Here is a 14,354-nt window from a genome sequence, read left to right as displayed (position 1 = left end):
AATTATTGGCGGCTTAAAATTTTAAGCGCCTCTTTGATTTGTTCGCTAGTGTCAGTCATATCAGGTGGTAATTTTTGAACCGCTTCACGAACATCTTTTTGAGGATAGCCAAGAGCTTTGAGGGCATCTATTACATCACTGGCTTGAACTAGGCCGTCATGCTCGTGTTCGGCTAATTTACCGATCTTGTCCTTTAGTTCAATCACAATTTTCTCAGCACTTTTACGACCGATACCCGAGACCTTGGTTAAGTAGTCGGTATTGTTGGAGAGGATCGCCTTGCGCAGGACTTCTGGCGGAGCTAGAGAGAGAATAGCTAGAGCACTCCTTGGACCAATCCCAGGCACAGATAGAAGGAGTTCAAAGAAGTCTTTTTCATTCCTATCTAGAAAACCAAATAAGTCTAAGGCGTTTTCACGAACAGCCAAGTATGTCCATAAAGCGGCCGAGCTGCCTTCTTTTAGCCGCCCCAACGTCTCGGTGGAGGCAAAGACTAGGTAACCAACCCCGTTGACGTCCAAGATAACCGCTCGGTCGGTAGTTTGGGTTACAGTGCCTCGTAGGGTGCCAATCATGGCCCAATAATACACCAACAACCTTGCAATTTAAAGAAAATGGGTTATTATTGCTCCCATGCCTATTACTACATCAGCTAAGAAAGCCTTACGTGGTTCCGCTCGCAAAGCGGCTTTTAATGTTCGTCGTAAGGCGATCATGAAAGACACCACTAAGGTTATTAAAAAAATGATTGTAGCTAAAGATGTCTCTAACACAAAAGAAGCTTTAGCTAAGGCTTATCAAGCAATTGATAAGGCCGCTAAGCGAGGAGTAATCAAGAAAAATACTGCCGCTCGTAAGAAGTCTCGATTAATGGCCGCGATCAAGAAAGTTGCCGCTAAATAAATTCTAAATTCTAACCAAAAAATCCCCGTAAGGGGATTTTTGTAGATTTAGGTTGAATTTTAGTTGCTGAGAGTAAAAGTGTTCGTTATTGATTTAAGTAAATTTGTGTCGTTAAAATCTTTTTCGGTCGTAAGTGATATGACCTTCTTGAAGCTACTTATGGAATTTGTTGCGATGGGTTCATTTTTAAATTCAAAATCTACTCGGGTTGTTTGAAAGGTGTCTTTCATGGCAGTGATTTCCCATTGTGATACATATGCCAACACTTCTTTAGTATCAATAAACTTTTCGAATAATTTTTGGTCTGCCTTTTCTTGAGATAAAAATTCACCCCTGATTCTTGATCGAATATCTTTTTCTAAGGTATTTTGATATTCGTAAGCCATATTTCTTAGGCGGACATTAATACTTATTCTTTGCTCTCCATTTGTAAGAAGTATGCCGTGACCTGAATCAACCAAGTCCCAACTAGGGGGATATTTAAAAGAAAACATATCCTTTTCTGAAGTATAGGTTTTCCAGCTCGTAATTGAATCTTGTTGAGAGTTAGTTTTAGTCAAGATTTCTTTTTCTAGGGTTTCCACTGTAGAAGTTTGGTCTCTGTTTTTAAAGTAATAAGAAGTTCCACCACCGATTACCAATACAGCTACAACGACAGCTATTAAAGGGGTAAGGAAGCCTTTTTGATTAGTTTGCATATGGATAATATTGAAGCATGGATTAATAAATTAGAACAGGAATCTCCCCCTACGAGGGCGGGTACTTTTGGACTGAATAGGTAGGCAGGAATCTCCCGCGGCTAAACTTTTTGTCGTCACAAAAAGTTTGCCTGGGCACCGCCTCGCGAACAAAATTTGCTAATTTTGGACTTCGTTCGTTCCGGCGTTCGATTCCTGCCAGGAACTACAAAAAGTATAGTTCGAAAATGTTACCACATTTTCTGCCTTATTTTTGTGCTCCTGGCAGGAATCGAACCTGCATTTCTCCCTTCGCAGGGGAGTGTCCTATCCATTGAACGACAAGAGCGTTTGTATTTAAACGAGTATTAGACTAGCATACAGATTTTAAAATCCCAAACGTTCTACAAAGATATCGACGAAGGTTTCTTCGAAGTGTTCCTCGTCTAGAAAAATAGAAAGGCGTTCACGAATCAGTTCGGGGTCGATGTCTTCAAGTGGAATAATGATATGAGGAAGGAACAAGCGGTCAGAATGGATCATCAATTTAGCAAAGTCGTCATCTTCTTTGATAGCAAAACCTTTTAGGTTCTTGAAAGGATAGAGATCATTTTTTATTCTGATACCCTTGGCAGTGATAGCAAAAGTGATTAGCTCTGGTTTTCGAGCCCCGTACATTAAAACAGTGAAGGTACTCAGTAGTAAGATAATAGCAAATAGGAAGTTTTTAAATAGGATAGCTAAAATAACCGCTATCCCTCCGACAATACCGACCATCCAAAACCAATCTGAATTCTTTTCATTGTAGTTGTACTCAAAAGCTTGCCACTCTAAGGTGGGTATTTTTTCCAATCGAGCTGTCTGCACTTTTAGTTGGCGCTCTTCTTCGTCCATTGGTTATCATTGTAACAAGAGTGTAACCCAGAACAAAATAAGTTACACACAAATATTATTTCTATTGATTTTTTTTGCGGCGCCACAGATGACTGTGCCATCCGGCAAAAATACAACTCATTTGTTTTTTTTGGCGGAAGCACTTCGGAGTACCTCAGTACTCTCGCAAAATATAGTCTCTTCGTTTCTTATTTTGCGGAGGGGGCGAGATTCGAACTCGCGAGACCGTTACCAGCCTTCCTGTTTTCAAGACAGGTGCAATCGACCACTCTGCCACCCCTCCAAGGATGTTGCTTTGGTGATTATCCTGACAATCCTAACAAATTACTGAAGAAAATCAATTAAAGGGGCCCACCAAAAAAACAGAGTTTTTTGGTGGGCCCTGGCCACGTGCTATTATAATCCTATGCGTTTATTGGGAATTGATTATGGCACCAAAAGAATCGGCCTCGCTTTGTCCGACGAAACTGGTCGTTTCGCTATGCCTCATAGTGTTTTAGCTAATAATAAAGAAGTACTTAATCAGGTGGCTGAAATTTGTCTAAAGGAGGGTATCGAGACTATAGTGATAGGCGAGTCTTCCAATTATGACAGTAGTCCCAATCCAGTAATGGTGGAGATAAAAGTTTTTGCTGTAATTTTAGCCGAAAAAACCAACTGTCAGGTAGTTTTTGAGCCAGAATTTTATACTAGTCAGGAAGCCCAAAGGATAATAGGTAAGGACAATCTGTTTGATGCTCGGGCCGCCGCGTTGATTTTAAAAAGTTATATTGATAAACAAAAGTATGTTTGATTGGCTTGATCCACTATTTTTAATTCAGACTCTAGGTTTGTTGGGGGTGATTAGTATAATCTTCGCCGAGTCATGTTTATTTTTTGGTTTTTTTCTACCAGGAGATTCTTTGTTATTTACCGCTGGCTTTTTGGCCTCTCAGGGTCATTTTAATATTGTAGTTTTAATTTTAGGTTGTGCTATTGCTTCAATTTTGGGAGACAATGTTGGTTATTGGTTTGGATCCAAGGTAGGCCCTAAAATATTTACCAGAGAAGACTCCTTCTTTTTCAGAAAGAGTCATATTCAAAAAACTCAAGAGTTTTACGATCGATATGGAGCTAAGACTGTTATGTTGGCTCGGTTTGTACCAGTGGTTCGAACCTTCGCTCCGATTTTAGCTGGTGTTGGTTCTATGAACTATAAAACTTTCTTTTATTACAACGTCGTGGGAGGAGTGTTGTGGAGTGTTAGTTTTATTAGCTTAGGTTATTTCTTGGGTTCACTAATACCTGGAGTTGATGAGTACATTACAATAATTATTTTTATTATTATCGGTCTATCATTAATGCCGGCGGCCTACGAATTACTAAAAGGGTATCGTCGTTCACAGTCTAAACATCTTTCTTAGGATATAAATTTGGTATACTAGGGTAGTGTTTTCTACTTTTCTAAAATTTTTCCCCACCCCTCGATTCTTAGCAATACCAGCGGTGGGTTTAGATATTTCTGATCAATCTGTGAAGTTGGTTAATATTTCTAATACCAACCAGAAGTTAACTTTAAATTATTTTGCAGAAGTCGATCTGGCTCCAGGAGTGATTGAGTCTGGGGTTATTAAAAAACCAGAAATTTTAATTGAAAGTTTAATAAAATTAAAAAAAGATTATAAATTTTCAGCGGTAGTGGCAGCTCTTCCTGAGGAATTAGCTTATATTGTTAGACTCTCTCTGCCGGAGATGTCGCCAACTGAAATGAAGCAGGCGATTGAGCTTCAGTTGGATCAATATGTTCCTTTGCCTATCAAAGATATTATCTTTGATTATGAACTAGTGGACACCCCCAAGGCTGGTCCTGGTGGGCGTGACGTAGTAGTCTCTATTTTTCCTCAAAAGGAAGCTTCTGTTTATGCTTCAGTTTTGTCGGAGGCCGGGTTAATGCCTTTAGCTTTTGAAATAGAATCTCAAGCTTTAGCTAGGGCTTGCTTGGCCTCGGGCGATAGAGACACTACTTTAATTTTAGATATTGGTAAAACAAGAACCGGTTTAGGGGTAGTGGCTAGAGGGGTGGTGGCCTTAACTTCAACAATATCTAATATCGGTGGTCGAGACATGACTCGTAATATTGAACGAAGTTTAAAGATAACAACCAAAGAAGCAGAGACGCTAAAAAAAACCAAAGGCTTGTCTCGAGCCTTAGATAACGAGGAGGTATTCACTGCCCTCATCCCAATGATGTCTTCCTTGAAAGATGAATTAACAAGAGTAATCGAGTTTTGGAGGGCGGAACAAAGTGAGTCTAATTACTATGAAAAACCAGTTGAGAAAATTGTGATTTGTGGTGGGCAAGCTTCTTTGCCTGGTTTTGTGGAATATTTATCTGGACAGTTAAACTTACCGGTCTTTATTGGTGACCCGTGGAATAATGCCAAAGAAATAGTCGATTTAGTGCCTCAGCTGTCATTTGAAGATTCTTTACGTTTTAGTACGGCTATTGGTTTAGCCTTGCGGGCTGCCTACTATAAAGCCAAGTAAATATATGATTAATCTTTTACCTTCAAATAATTTATCAGTTTTGAAAAAAGAATATCTCAATCGGGTGGTGACTGTTGGGGTGGTTCTAACGGCTGTAGTAGTGGTTATTGTCTTGGTAGTGTCCACTACCATCTTTTTAGTTTTATCATTGAAGGAAAAGAGTTTGGTTAGAGAGTTGAGTGGCGTTCCTACAGAGAATAAAAGTGAAAATTTTGAGCAAGTGTCTAGTTATGTGGCTGGACTTAATAGTAATATCTCAATAATTAACTCTCTTAATAATAAAATTTCTTTACAGGCGGTTTTAGATTTAATAATGACTTACAGAATAGATGGTATTCGTATTCAGTCGTTAAATTTTGATAATAGTGGTAGTGAGAACCAAGGGGTGACAATTAAAGGTCAGTTTACTAGTCGAAAAGTTTTTCTTGACTATGTTGAAAAGTTAAAACAATCAGCTCAAGTGGCAACTGTTAATTCTCCGGTCGATAACTTAATTAAAGAAAAAGCGGGATCTTTCAGTCTTGAGCTTAAACTTAAAACAAATCAGTTATAATTGGTATATGCCCCGATCCTTATTTTTAAAAACCATCAGTGCTTTAATGCTAACTTTGTTTTTAATTATTCTGGTTTTAGCTGTTAGATTTTTTGTTCACCAAAAAGTACACAGTTTAGAAAATTTAGCCACAGATTTAGCGACAAAGAAACAACAAGAAATATCTTTAGTTAAAGCTCAGCAACAATACAAACAAACTACTGGAGCTCGTGAAGAGTTAGATAAATTTAATCTCAAATTAGATCAAATTGTACTTTTGATTGAATCTCTAGAATCAATCGCTAAGCAGGCTGGGGTGGTTATAAATTTGGAACATGTTGGCGGTAATGAAGGAACCACTTTTATCGTAAAAGGGAGCGGGTCATTCTCTGCTATCTATAGACTGATTGGTCTAGTCGAGACTATGCCTTACCCGGTTTTTATTGAATCCAGTGACATGGCGGTTTCTACAGATGATCCGAGAAAAAGCCTTTGGACGGTTAGTTTGACCTTGAGGTTCATTATTTAATGAATAATTAGTTTCTCTAAAATAATTGAATTATGAAAAATCTTTTAATACTTCGTAAATTAGACAAACAGGAGAGTATTAATCCTGATCGAGATTGGTTTATTTTGCTTACTGTTTTTTTGCTGATAGCTGCGGTTGTTTGTGGTTGGTTGGCTGTTGATTATTTTAATTTGTGGCGGGCCGGAGATGCTGAGTCTATTCAAATAGAAATTGCCAAGAAAACAACAATTAATCAAAAAGATTTGGATGAGGCAGTTTCTATTTTAGATCGTAGAGCTGATCGATTTGACTTACTTTATAAAGCAGCACCCAAGGTTGTTGACCCTTCGTTATAATGACAGTATATTTGGAGGGTTAACGAACCAGCTTGCCCCCGTAGTTCAATGGATAGAACAGCGGACTTCTAAGCCGTTAATGTTGGTTCGATTCCAACCAGGGGCACCCACAAACAAAAAAGTCTTTGATTAGATCAAAGACTTTTTTGTTTGTGGTGGGCGATAAGGGACTCGAACCCCTGACCTTCTCAGTGTAAATGAGTTGCTCTACCAACTGAGCTAATCGCCCGCCTATTTGGTTGCAAACATTGCTACAATACAGTATTTGTGTCATTTTATCAAGACATGATGATTAATATTCCTGTTGTTTATGAGGGTGATGATTTCTTGGCTGTTAATAAGCCGGCCGGTTTAGCTGTTCATGGTGATAGTCACTCTTCTAATCAAACTTTAGTCGACTGGGTTTTGAAGTGCCATCCAGAGTGTCGAGGGGTGGGTGAGTCAATGAAATTGGATTCCGGGGAAGTAATTGATCGACCGGGTATTGTTCATCGCCTAGACAAAGACACTAGCGGTATTTTATTGATTGCCAAAAAACAGTCAGCTTATGATTGGTTAAAGGAAGCTTTTCAAAATCACGAGATTAAAAAAACCTACCAAGCTCTGGTTTATGGCAACTTTAAAGAGGAAGAGGGGGTCATAGAGTCAGCAATTGGTCGTAGTCGGAAAGATCCTCGGGTCCGATCGGCCTACAAACAGGCGGTGGGTAAGTTGCGGGAGGCTAAAACGAACTATCAAGTGATTAAACAATTTCCTGGGTATAGTTATTTGGAGGTCAAACCAGAGACTGGGCGAACTCATCAGATTAGGGTGCATTTAAAGTTTATCAGTCATCCGATTGTTTGTGATTCCTTATATGCCCCCGGTCGGGAGTGTTTACCAGGACTTGGTCGCCAGGCTCTACATGCTAAGATCTTGGAATTTAAGAGCCCAGAGGGGGAAGTTTTTCATTTAGAGGCAGAAACCCCGGCTGATTTCACTTCTGCCCTTGATTACCTAGCCAGTTTGTGATAATGTCTTCACTGTTATGTCATTAGCTACCGCCTTCAAAGTTTCGTCTGTCGATATGGTTAAGCGTCAAAAAGTTGACCTTCGCCCTGGTACGACAGTGCGAGTTTGGCAAAAAATTCAGGAAAAAGGCAAGACCCGTCTTCAAGCTTATGAAGGTTTGGTTATTGCTCGCAAACATGGTTTTGAACCAGGGGCGACTTTTACTGTTCGCAAGGTAGCTAGTGGGGTGGGCATGGAAAAGATTTTCCCACTCTATTCTCCTAATATTGATAAGATTGAAATCGTTAAAACTTCTAAAGTTCGCAAAGCTAAACTTTATTATATCCGTGACAAAGCAGCTAAAGAGATTCGTCGTCGGATGAAACAAACAGGAGTTAAGGCTGTTAACGAAGATGAAGAATTGTACGTTACACCCGAAGAGGTGATCACTGCCGCCAATGAGGTAGCTGTCGCCGAAGCAACGGGTGAAGAGATACCAGAAACAGAAACGCCAGCAGAAACCACTGAAGAGAAATAAAAAACAAGCGGACAATTGTCCGCTTGTTTTTTTGATGGAGACAGACAATAATATGACCTATGCGCGGGTGTTGTAACTGGTAGCCAAGCACGCTTGAGGTGCGTGTGCCGCAAGGCGTGGGAGTTCAAGTCTCCCCCCGCGCACAGTTGATTTTTAATTTACCGAGAGTAAAGTCAAAGATAGAAAGGGGGTGATACCTGTGGCTAAACAGAAAAAAGCCAAAAAGAAAAAACGGAAACAGAAGAAAACCTGGTATGTTTTTGGTAAGCGCCCAGATAAGGTTGTGGAGTTTATCAGGGAAGTTTATGCTTTTTCAGCTAGGCAGGCTTGTGCTTTTGTTAAGAAAAAACACAGAGAGCTTCTTTCTTCACCACTGGACAGTGTTGAGTATGTGAGAATTTGGGGTCGCCAGAAGTTACCTGAAGCCCCTAAACACAAACTGACCCGCCAGATGTTCTTTCCTTTTTTTTAGCCCCGCACAACTTGCTTGTGCGGGGTGTCTGCTTCGTCTATAATTAGATAGAAAGGAGGTCTCCCATGCCAAAGGAAAAATATAATGTTATATTTTTCCCTCCTGCTGGCAAGGGTCAGCCAGAGGTGTACCAACTTGAAGGATGTTTTAATTCTAAGACCGAAGCCGAAGAGGCGGTGCGAGATCAGTACCCGGTAGAATCTAGTTCCAGCGACGAGCGTTGTGAATCTTGGGTGGTCTGTACCGAAGCTCAAATGGCCAACGCCAGAGATGTATTCTTCTAGGGGGGGGCGTGAGTTTTAAGACTTGCGCCCCCCGAATTATTTTCTTATGCTCTATACTCGAAAAGGTGACAAAGGTACAACCAAAACTTTTGGTTGTGATCAAAGAATTTCTAAAAGTTCGGCTATTGCTGAAGCTTTAGGGACTTTGGATGAAATAAATTCTTTCTTGGGTTTGTGTAAAGTTAAGTCGGCTGAACAAAATTTTACGATTGCTTCTGATAGAACCTTTGCTGATATTGTAGGCGAGGTTCAACATAATCTATTTATTATTCAGGCAGAGTTGGCCGGAGCGGATAAACATATTATTGAAGAGAAAGTGAAAGGCTTAGAAACTTTAGTAGACGGAATGGAACAAGAATTACCGCCGATCACATCTTTCTTTGTCTCCGGTGGTTCAGAATTAGCTGCCTTGTTTGATATTGGTCGAACGATTGCTAGGCGGGCGGAGCGGCGGGTGGTGGGTGTCTCAGAAGAGGGAGCTGTCAAATTAGGAGAATTTACGTTGCCTTATCTAAATCGTTTATCGAGTCTTCTATACGCTTTAGCTAGACTTAGTAATGCTAAATCTGGTATAACAGAGGAACCGCCAAGCTATAAATAGCTTTTTGGCGAAAGTAAAAACATATGGTGCCTATAGTTTAGTGGCAAAACTCCGGTTTGTGGAACCGGTATCGAGAGTTCGATTCTCTCTAGGCACCCACGAATTTTTAAGGAACGAAGTGACTATAAAAATCCAGTGTCCTGAGTAATCGAAGGGCAAGTTCTAATTTTTGGCGTGTGCTGGGAGCTTCTCCAAAAAGCGAGCAGTGCACCCAAGTTGACAATCATTTAAATATATTGTAATAATTAACCTAGAAGAACCATCCAACTACAACCAAATCCTTTAGAAAAGAGGTTTTCTTATGCCAAAAGACTGTCCGTTCTGTGTTGAGAATGGGAAGGTGGTAACCTTGTGTCAAAATGACATGGCTTATTTAGTCGCCGCCTGTGATGGAGGAGGTAATGTCATCGATGATCGTTTTCTGATTATTCCCAAAGAGCATGTTGAGTCGATCATCGATTTGCCGTCTGATTGGCACGGGGCCACGCAGCAGCTTTTAAGTGATCACTTTGGCCAGACAATAGCTGGAAGATCATTCAATCTGAGTTTTAACCAAGGACAAGAAGCTGGTCAGAGGGTTGGACATGTTCACTGCTGGCTTATCTTTCGGGACAAACATTCGGAAGGTGCTGCTAGCGAGCTAGGTTTATCGTCTCTCATTGATAAGATGAGAAAGTTGTCGTGAAAATCGTAGGATCTTTACGACAAATGCCGTATGGTTCGCCCAGCGGCTTTTGTTTTATATAATGACTTTTAACTTCTAACCTGGTAGAGTTTTAACCATATGGCAGAATTTGATGGTATACGAGCTCAATTATATGGTGAAGCTTTACTAGAATTTCCTAACGCTCGAAAAGGGGACATTGAAGTAATGCGACGATTTCTAAACCCTCAACCAGGGGAAGTTATTTTAGAAGTCGGTGCAGGTAATGGTGTTTTTTCAGGAACTATTGCCGATGCCGTACTTCCAAACGGTAAAGTAATCGTTACTGATCCATCAGAAGATCAATCAGATGGTGTACTCCAATTGAAAAGAAGTAATATTGAAATTCGACGTGAAGGAGGAGATACGTTAACCATACAACCTAATTCAGTAGATGCAATTTGGTCATTTGGAGCGCTACATCATTTGTTTGATAAAACAGAAGGTTTCAAAAGATTCTTTAGTGCTTTAAAGCCTGGGGCTAGAATGCTTATCACTGATGTTTTTTCTGGAACTGTATTAGCCCAACATTTTGATGATCGAGTAGCTAAGTATTGCGTGACCGGTCACGAAGTTTCTTTTTGGAGTCGAGAATATGCGGATACGTTATGTTTTTTGAACGGATTTGAAAAACCCGAATTTTATGATTTTGATGCCAAATGGGTTTTTGACAAAAAAGAAGATATTGGTGTTTTTCTCTACAAGCTTCACGCAATGACAAAAACAACTCCTGAAGAATGTTTACGTGGAGCGGAAGAGATGTTGGGTGTCGAGGAAGAAGGGGGTAAATTCTTTCTTCATTATCCGTTGACTACCATTGTGACTAGGAAGAAGCCTAACTGAGCCTGGGAATATAAATCGTTGTATTATCCCTTCTCTCAAATACATTCCTAACTAAGTGTGCCCTTATCCACTACGGCACCCAATTTCTAATCTCGTCCACTCCGGGGTATAATTTTAAATATGGAAAGACAATCATTTGACCAAGTCCAGGAAAGTTCTAATGAACTTGAAAATTTTTCGTTTGAAAAAACCGAACACAAAGAAGGCGTTGTGATATATTTTTTTAAAAATGTTGCAGTTGCTATAGATACAACAGGGAAAAATCAACCAGATTTACCAGAAATCCTTTTTGGAACGTTTGCTGATCCGTCACAACTAAACGAAAACTCTTTCGATAAACCAGTTGATAGATTAGAGGGAGTTAATATGGAATATATAACCAAATGTATTAAGATGGTGGCTGAAGATTCTGGGATTGAAAAGTTTTGGTTCTTTCCATCTGGAAAAGATGCCCTTGAAGAAAGGGAAGAGCAAAGACGGTTAGCCAGAGTGCGTCTTTTTAGTCGCTATGCCAAAGTGACTCCTTCCGAAAACGGATTTGGTTATGTGTTAGAGGTCTAAAATCTACCAATGCTTCAATTCACCACCGCTGAACTCAATTTACTTAAAAAACTAAACACCCCAGCGAAGGTTCAGGATTTTTTAAATAGTATTCCATTTAATTTTGAACCTGATGGTGAGGATGTCATCAAGTCTCCAGTGCGAGTGATCCGCGAAAACAACGCTCACTGTATTGAGGGGGCAATTCTAGGGGCTTATATTTTGTCACTACACGGGCATGAACCACTCTTGCTTCATCTTCAAACCACAGCTGATGATTTGGATCACGTGATTACTTTATTTAAAGTGGATAATTTGTGGGGTGCTTTATCAAAAACCAATCACTCTGTTTTACGTTACCGAGAACCAATTTATAAAAATGTGCGAGAGTTGGTGATGTCTTATTTTCACGAGTATTTCACTTATGACGGAGTAAAAACTTTGCGTTGTTATTCACGGCCACTTAATTTAAATAGTTTCACTGATGATTGGGCTCAAGCCGAGGAAGATTTGTGGGGAATCGATGAGGAATTAGACAAAATTAAACATTACAATATTGCTTCCAAAGCAGTTTTAACCAAATTGCGTTTAGCTGACAAGATAGAGAGGTTGGTGGCGGAGGTGGTTGAGTGGCCGAAGGAAAAATGAGAATAGCTCGACAGAGCTCTGTTTGATATACTGCCATGACTTAAAAGTTAACCAACAATCATTATGTATAGTAAAGATCATTTTTTGGGTGCTATTAGTCATGAAGTGAATGTAATTAAACACCTGGCTAGTAAGATTCCAGATGGTGTGGATGGTTACAAGCCAACTGATAAACAAAGAAGCCTGCTAGAGTTGTTACAATATCTCAGTATTATGACACCGTCGATGTTGAAGATGATATCACTTGTTGATTATTCAGTTTTTGGAGCCTATACCGCTAAATCAGAGAGTACTACTCGAGCTAATTTTGACGAACGAATGAACGAGTCTTTGGCTGAAACTACAGAATTACTAAATCGGTTTACGGATGAAGATTTAGATCAAGAAGTGGAAATGTTTGGCACTAAGCAAACTAAGAGATTATTTTTACTTAATGTTCTAACTATGCTGGCCGGGTATAAAATGCAGTTATTTTTGTATGTTAAATCCGCCGGCAATCAAGATATTGGCACTTCCAATGTTTGGCGAGGGATGGATCAAATAAAAATTTAAACTATGAAATTATTATTATCTTATTTAAAAAAATATTGGCGAGTGTGTTTGGGGGTTTTAGTCTTAGCCTCGATTAATCAGATTTTCTCACTACTTGACCCACTGATCTTTAGGCACGTGATAGATGGTTACACAACCAATTTTGACCAGTATTCCAAGGCCGAGTTTTTGCAAGGAGCGTTATGGTTAATGTTGGCCATGATCGGTGTGGCTTTTGTGTCACGAGTCGCCAAAAATTTTCAGGACTATTACCTGAATACTGTCACTCAACGAGTGGGAGCGGAGCTGTATGCTGATGGGGTCAAACATACTTTAGGTCTACCTTATTCGGTATTTGAAGATCAGCGTAGTGGGGAGACTTTAGGTTTACTCCAAAAAGTGCGAGGCGACGTCGAAAAGTTTATCGCTGCGATTATTAATATTGTTTTCGTGTCGTTGATCGGGTTCACTTTTATCGCCATCTACGCCATCAGTATTTATTGGGGAGTGGCCCTGGCCTACGCTTTGACTGTCCCAATTATTGGAGGGATCAGTTATGTGCTGAGTCGGAAGTTGAAAGTAGTGCAACAAGATATCATGAAAGAGACGACCGCCTTGGCTGGTTCGACGACAGAGTCTTTGCGTAATATTGAATTGGTCAAAAGTTTAGGTTTGGTGGATCAAGAGATCAATCGTCTCAATACGACGACGGAAAAAATTCTTGATCTAGAACTAAAAAAGTTACGCTATGTGCGCAGTTTAAGTTTTGTTCAAGGAACTTTGATTAACTTTTTACGGACTTCGATTTTGTTTTTCATGCTGTATTTAATGTACACCCAAACTATTACGTTTGGAGAATTCTTCTCACTCTTCATCTATTCTTTCTTTGTCTTTAACCCGCTTCAAGAAATGGGAGGGGTGATCAACAGTTATCGCGAAGCTGAAGTATCACTTCGTAAGTTTGCTGAAATTTTAGAAATACCAAAAGAGGTGGTACCAGCTAATCCTAAGCCGCTTGGTCGAGTTGAAAAACTAACTTTCGACCATGTTTCTTTTGCTTATCAATCAGCTACCAATCAAGCCCTTAAAGATATTTCTTTTGGTATGACCAAAGGTGAGAGCATTGCATTTGTAGGACCATCTGGTTCGGGTAAAACTAGCCTGGTGAAATTATTGGTTGGTTTGTATCAGTCGGATAGTGGAGAAATTTATTACAACGATATTGCTTCACGCGAAATAGACTTCACGGAGTTCCGTTCTCAAATTGGTTTTGTCACCCAAGACACTCAACTATTTGCTGGCAGTATTAAAGACAACTTACTGTTTGTGAATCCAAAAGCGACCGATGAGGAGATAATGACCGTGCTCCAAAAAAGTGCCTGTCAGAATTTGTTAGCTCGGGCAGACAAGGGGATAGATACTCTGATTGGGGAAGGTGGGGTGAAAGTCTCTGGTGGTGAAAAACAGCGACTATCAATCGCTCGAGCTCTACTGCGTCAGCCGACAATCCTAGTTTTTGATGAAGCCACCTCTGCCCTTGATTCGCTGACCGAAGAAGAGATTACTAAAACTGTCCGGGAGTTATCCCTAACCAAAGAACACTTGTCGATCATGATTGCTCACCGCTTGTCGACTATCATGCACGCTGATCGGATTTATGTTTTAGAGAAAGGGTTGATTTGTGAGTCTGGTACTCACGAAGAGTTGGTGGCGCAAAAAGGTTTGTACTATGCGATGTGGCGTGAGCAAACAGGCGAGCGAGTTTAGTTATCCCCAAGGAAATTATTGACGGTGAACGTTTGTTCACT

21 protein-coding genes and 6 tRNA genes are annotated in these 14,354 nt (G+C 40.1%); 21 read left to right on the top strand and 6 right to left on the bottom strand.

From position 1 onward, the window contains the following. Nucleotides 1–2 precede the first annotated feature (2 nt). On the bottom strand, nucleotides 3–575 hold the full coding sequence (gene ruvA / locus K8Q91_00450) for a Holliday junction branch migration protein RuvA (protein MCE9628460.1): 573 nt from the start codon (nucleotides 573–575) through the stop codon (nucleotides 3–5). 58 nt (nucleotides 576–633) lie between these two features. Between ruvA and rpsT the strand changes: the two genes are divergently transcribed. Then, a complete protein-coding gene (gene rpsT / locus K8Q91_00445) occupies nucleotides 634–903 on the top strand; it encodes a 30S ribosomal protein S20 (protein ID MCE9628459.1) in 270 nt (89 codons plus the stop codon). Between the two features lie 59 nt (nucleotides 904–962). Here rpsT and K8Q91_00440 read toward each other — a convergent pair whose 3' ends face one another. From K8Q91_00440 to K8Q91_00425, 4 genes are all read right to left on the bottom strand, one after another. After that, nucleotides 963–1,601 carry a hypothetical protein gene (locus K8Q91_00440; protein ID MCE9628458.1) on the bottom strand — a complete coding sequence of 213 codons (639 nt, stop codon included), beginning with the start codon at nucleotides 1,599–1,601 and terminating at the stop codon, nucleotides 963–965. A 256-nt stretch (nucleotides 1,602–1,857) separates the two neighbouring features. After that, nucleotides 1,858–1,929 (bottom strand) — tRNA-Arg (locus tag K8Q91_00435). 38 nt (nucleotides 1,930–1,967) lie between these two features. Continuing rightward, entirely contained in the window at nucleotides 1,968–2,474 is a 507-nt protein-coding gene (locus tag K8Q91_00430) for a hypothetical protein (GenBank protein MCE9628457.1), read from the bottom strand. A gap of 196 nt (nucleotides 2,475–2,670) precedes the next feature. Continuing rightward, a tRNA-Ser gene (locus K8Q91_00425) sits at nucleotides 2,671–2,757 on the bottom strand. A 123-nt stretch (nucleotides 2,758–2,880) separates the two neighbouring features. Here K8Q91_00425 and ruvX point away from each other — a divergent pair. The 7 genes from ruvX (at nucleotide 2,881) to K8Q91_00390 (ending at nucleotide 6,502) form a co-directional block, all read left to right on the top strand. Continuing rightward, nucleotides 2,881–3,267: a Holliday junction resolvase RuvX gene (ruvX, locus tag K8Q91_00420; GenBank protein MCE9628456.1), complete on the top strand. Its 387-nt coding sequence runs from the start codon at nucleotides 2,881–2,883 to the stop codon at nucleotides 3,265–3,267. After that, nucleotides 3,260–3,877, top strand: coding sequence for a VTT domain-containing protein (locus tag K8Q91_00415; protein MCE9628455.1), 618 nt, complete (start codon nucleotides 3,260–3,262; stop codon nucleotides 3,875–3,877). Before ruvX ends, K8Q91_00415 begins: the two co-directional genes overlap by 8 nt. Before the next feature lie 25 nt (nucleotides 3,878–3,902). After that, nucleotides 3,903–5,000 (top strand): type IV pilus assembly protein PilM, encoded by a 1,098-nt coding sequence (gene pilM, locus K8Q91_00410; protein ID MCE9628454.1) that lies wholly within the window; start codon nucleotides 3,903–3,905, stop codon nucleotides 4,998–5,000. Nucleotides 5,001–5,004: 4 nt separating this feature from the next. Continuing rightward, on the top strand, nucleotides 5,005–5,553 hold the full coding sequence (locus K8Q91_00405) for a hypothetical protein (GenBank protein MCE9628453.1): 549 nt from the start codon (nucleotides 5,005–5,007) through the stop codon (nucleotides 5,551–5,553). 7 nt (nucleotides 5,554–5,560) lie between these two features. Then, on the top strand, nucleotides 5,561–6,061 hold the full coding sequence (locus K8Q91_00400; protein MCE9628452.1) for a hypothetical protein: 501 nt from the start codon (nucleotides 5,561–5,563) through the stop codon (nucleotides 6,059–6,061). A gap of 32 nt (nucleotides 6,062–6,093) precedes the next feature. Then, entirely contained in the window at nucleotides 6,094–6,396 is a 303-nt protein-coding gene (locus tag K8Q91_00395) for a hypothetical protein (protein MCE9628451.1), read from the top strand. 34 nt (nucleotides 6,397–6,430) lie between these two features. Continuing rightward, nucleotides 6,431–6,502, top strand: a tRNA-Arg gene (locus tag K8Q91_00390). A 47-nt stretch (nucleotides 6,503–6,549) separates the two neighbouring features. On the opposite strand, the gene K8Q91_00385 is transcribed toward K8Q91_00390, so the two are convergent. Further along, a tRNA-Val gene (locus tag K8Q91_00385) sits at nucleotides 6,550–6,625 on the bottom strand. A 38-nt stretch (nucleotides 6,626–6,663) separates the two neighbouring features. Between K8Q91_00385 and K8Q91_00380 the strand changes: the two genes are divergently transcribed. The 13 genes from K8Q91_00380 to K8Q91_00320 all read left to right on the top strand — a co-directional run bounded on the left by K8Q91_00380 (nucleotide 6,664) and on the right by K8Q91_00320 (nucleotide 14,313). Next, nucleotides 6,664–7,407 carry an RluA family pseudouridine synthase gene (locus K8Q91_00380; protein ID MCE9628450.1) on the top strand — a complete coding sequence of 248 codons (744 nt, stop codon included), beginning with the start codon at nucleotides 6,664–6,666 and terminating at the stop codon, nucleotides 7,405–7,407. A 16-nt stretch (nucleotides 7,408–7,423) separates the two neighbouring features. Continuing rightward, nucleotides 7,424–7,924 (top strand): 50S ribosomal protein L19, encoded by a 501-nt coding sequence (rplS, locus tag K8Q91_00375; protein ID MCE9628449.1) that lies wholly within the window; start codon nucleotides 7,424–7,426, stop codon nucleotides 7,922–7,924. Nucleotides 7,925–7,985: 61 nt separating this feature from the next. Further along, nucleotides 7,986–8,067: transfer RNA gene (locus K8Q91_00370), tRNA-Leu, on the top strand. A 56-nt stretch (nucleotides 8,068–8,123) separates the two neighbouring features. After that, nucleotides 8,124–8,396, top strand: coding sequence for a hypothetical protein (locus K8Q91_00365; GenBank protein MCE9628448.1), 273 nt, complete (start codon nucleotides 8,124–8,126; stop codon nucleotides 8,394–8,396). 65 nt (nucleotides 8,397–8,461) lie between these two features. Then, nucleotides 8,462–8,680, top strand: coding sequence for a hypothetical protein (locus K8Q91_00360; GenBank protein ID MCE9628447.1), 219 nt, complete (start codon nucleotides 8,462–8,464; stop codon nucleotides 8,678–8,680). A 46-nt stretch (nucleotides 8,681–8,726) separates the two neighbouring features. After that, nucleotides 8,727–9,281, top strand: coding sequence for a cob(I)yrinic acid a,c-diamide adenosyltransferase (locus K8Q91_00355; GenBank protein MCE9628446.1), 555 nt, complete (start codon nucleotides 8,727–8,729; stop codon nucleotides 9,279–9,281). A gap of 26 nt (nucleotides 9,282–9,307) precedes the next feature. Continuing rightward, nucleotides 9,308–9,378: transfer RNA gene (locus tag K8Q91_00350), tRNA-His, on the top strand. Between the two features lie 204 nt (nucleotides 9,379–9,582). Next, nucleotides 9,583–9,966, top strand: coding sequence for an HIT domain-containing protein (locus tag K8Q91_00345; GenBank protein MCE9628445.1), 384 nt, complete (start codon nucleotides 9,583–9,585; stop codon nucleotides 9,964–9,966). A gap of 99 nt (nucleotides 9,967–10,065) precedes the next feature. Continuing rightward, entirely contained in the window at nucleotides 10,066–10,827 is a 762-nt protein-coding gene (locus tag K8Q91_00340) for a class I SAM-dependent methyltransferase (GenBank protein MCE9628444.1), read from the top strand. 120 nt (nucleotides 10,828–10,947) lie between these two features. After that, complete coding sequence (locus K8Q91_00335; GenBank protein MCE9628443.1) at nucleotides 10,948–11,388, top strand: hypothetical protein; 441 nt, start codon at nucleotides 10,948–10,950, stop codon at nucleotides 11,386–11,388. A 9-nt stretch (nucleotides 11,389–11,397) separates the two neighbouring features. Beyond that, nucleotides 11,398–12,015, top strand: a complete 618-nt coding sequence (locus tag K8Q91_00330; protein MCE9628442.1) for a hypothetical protein — start codon at nucleotides 11,398–11,400, stop codon at nucleotides 12,013–12,015. Between the two features lie 63 nt (nucleotides 12,016–12,078). Beyond that, nucleotides 12,079–12,567 (top strand): hypothetical protein, encoded by a 489-nt coding sequence (locus tag K8Q91_00325; GenBank protein ID MCE9628441.1) that lies wholly within the window; start codon nucleotides 12,079–12,081, stop codon nucleotides 12,565–12,567. Between the two features lie 3 nt (nucleotides 12,568–12,570). Continuing rightward, complete coding sequence (locus K8Q91_00320) at nucleotides 12,571–14,313, top strand: ABC transporter ATP-binding protein/permease (protein MCE9628440.1); 1,743 nt, start codon at nucleotides 12,571–12,573, stop codon at nucleotides 14,311–14,313. Nucleotides 14,314–14,354: the final 41 nt, after the last annotated feature.

Source organism: Candidatus Vogelbacteria bacterium (assembly GCA_021414225.1).
GTDB lineage: Bacteria > Patescibacteriota > Minisyncoccia > Phycocordibacterales > XYD1-FULL-46-19 > JAIOOX01.
The sequence above is the reverse complement of the archived record's forward strand: the minus strand, read 5'-3'. Positions and strand labels throughout refer to the sequence as shown.

Excerpts from the sequence above, each read along its gene's own strand:
- ruvA (MCE9628460.1), bottom strand. The coding sequence starts at position 575 with ATGATTGGCACCCTACGAGGCACTGTAACCCAAACTACCGACCGAGCG.
- rpsT (MCE9628459.1), top strand. The coding sequence starts at position 634 with ATGCCTATTACTACATCAGCTAAGAAAGCCTTACGTGGTTCCGCTCGC.
- K8Q91_00440 (MCE9628458.1), bottom strand. The coding sequence starts at position 1,601 with ATGCAAACTAATCAAAAAGGCTTCCTTACCCCTTTAATAGCTGTCGTT.
- K8Q91_00430 (MCE9628457.1), bottom strand. The coding sequence starts at position 2,474 with ATGGACGAAGAAGAGCGCCAACTAAAAGTGCAGACAGCTCGATTGGAA.
- ruvX (MCE9628456.1), top strand. The coding sequence starts at position 2,881 with ATGCGTTTATTGGGAATTGATTATGGCACCAAAAGAATCGGCCTCGCT.
- K8Q91_00415 (MCE9628455.1), top strand. The coding sequence starts at position 3,260 with ATGTTTGATTGGCTTGATCCACTATTTTTAATTCAGACTCTAGGTTTG.
- K8Q91_00405 (MCE9628453.1), top strand. The coding sequence starts at position 5,005 with ATGATTAATCTTTTACCTTCAAATAATTTATCAGTTTTGAAAAAAGAA.
- K8Q91_00400 (MCE9628452.1), top strand. The coding sequence starts at position 5,561 with ATGCCCCGATCCTTATTTTTAAAAACCATCAGTGCTTTAATGCTAACT.
- K8Q91_00395 (MCE9628451.1), top strand. The coding sequence starts at position 6,094 with ATGAAAAATCTTTTAATACTTCGTAAATTAGACAAACAGGAGAGTATT.
- rplS (MCE9628449.1), top strand. The coding sequence starts at position 7,424 with ATGTCATTAGCTACCGCCTTCAAAGTTTCGTCTGTCGATATGGTTAAG.
- K8Q91_00360 (MCE9628447.1), top strand. The coding sequence starts at position 8,462 with ATGCCAAAGGAAAAATATAATGTTATATTTTTCCCTCCTGCTGGCAAG.
- K8Q91_00355 (MCE9628446.1), top strand. The coding sequence starts at position 8,727 with ATGCTCTATACTCGAAAAGGTGACAAAGGTACAACCAAAACTTTTGGT.
- K8Q91_00345 (MCE9628445.1), top strand. The coding sequence starts at position 9,583 with ATGCCAAAAGACTGTCCGTTCTGTGTTGAGAATGGGAAGGTGGTAACC.
- K8Q91_00340 (MCE9628444.1), top strand. The coding sequence starts at position 10,066 with ATGGCAGAATTTGATGGTATACGAGCTCAATTATATGGTGAAGCTTTA.
- K8Q91_00335 (MCE9628443.1), top strand. The coding sequence starts at position 10,948 with ATGGAAAGACAATCATTTGACCAAGTCCAGGAAAGTTCTAATGAACTT.
- K8Q91_00330 (MCE9628442.1), top strand. The coding sequence starts at position 11,398 with ATGCTTCAATTCACCACCGCTGAACTCAATTTACTTAAAAAACTAAAC.
- K8Q91_00325 (MCE9628441.1), top strand. The coding sequence starts at position 12,079 with ATGTATAGTAAAGATCATTTTTTGGGTGCTATTAGTCATGAAGTGAAT.
- K8Q91_00320 (MCE9628440.1), top strand. The coding sequence starts at position 12,571 with ATGAAATTATTATTATCTTATTTAAAAAAATATTGGCGAGTGTGTTTG.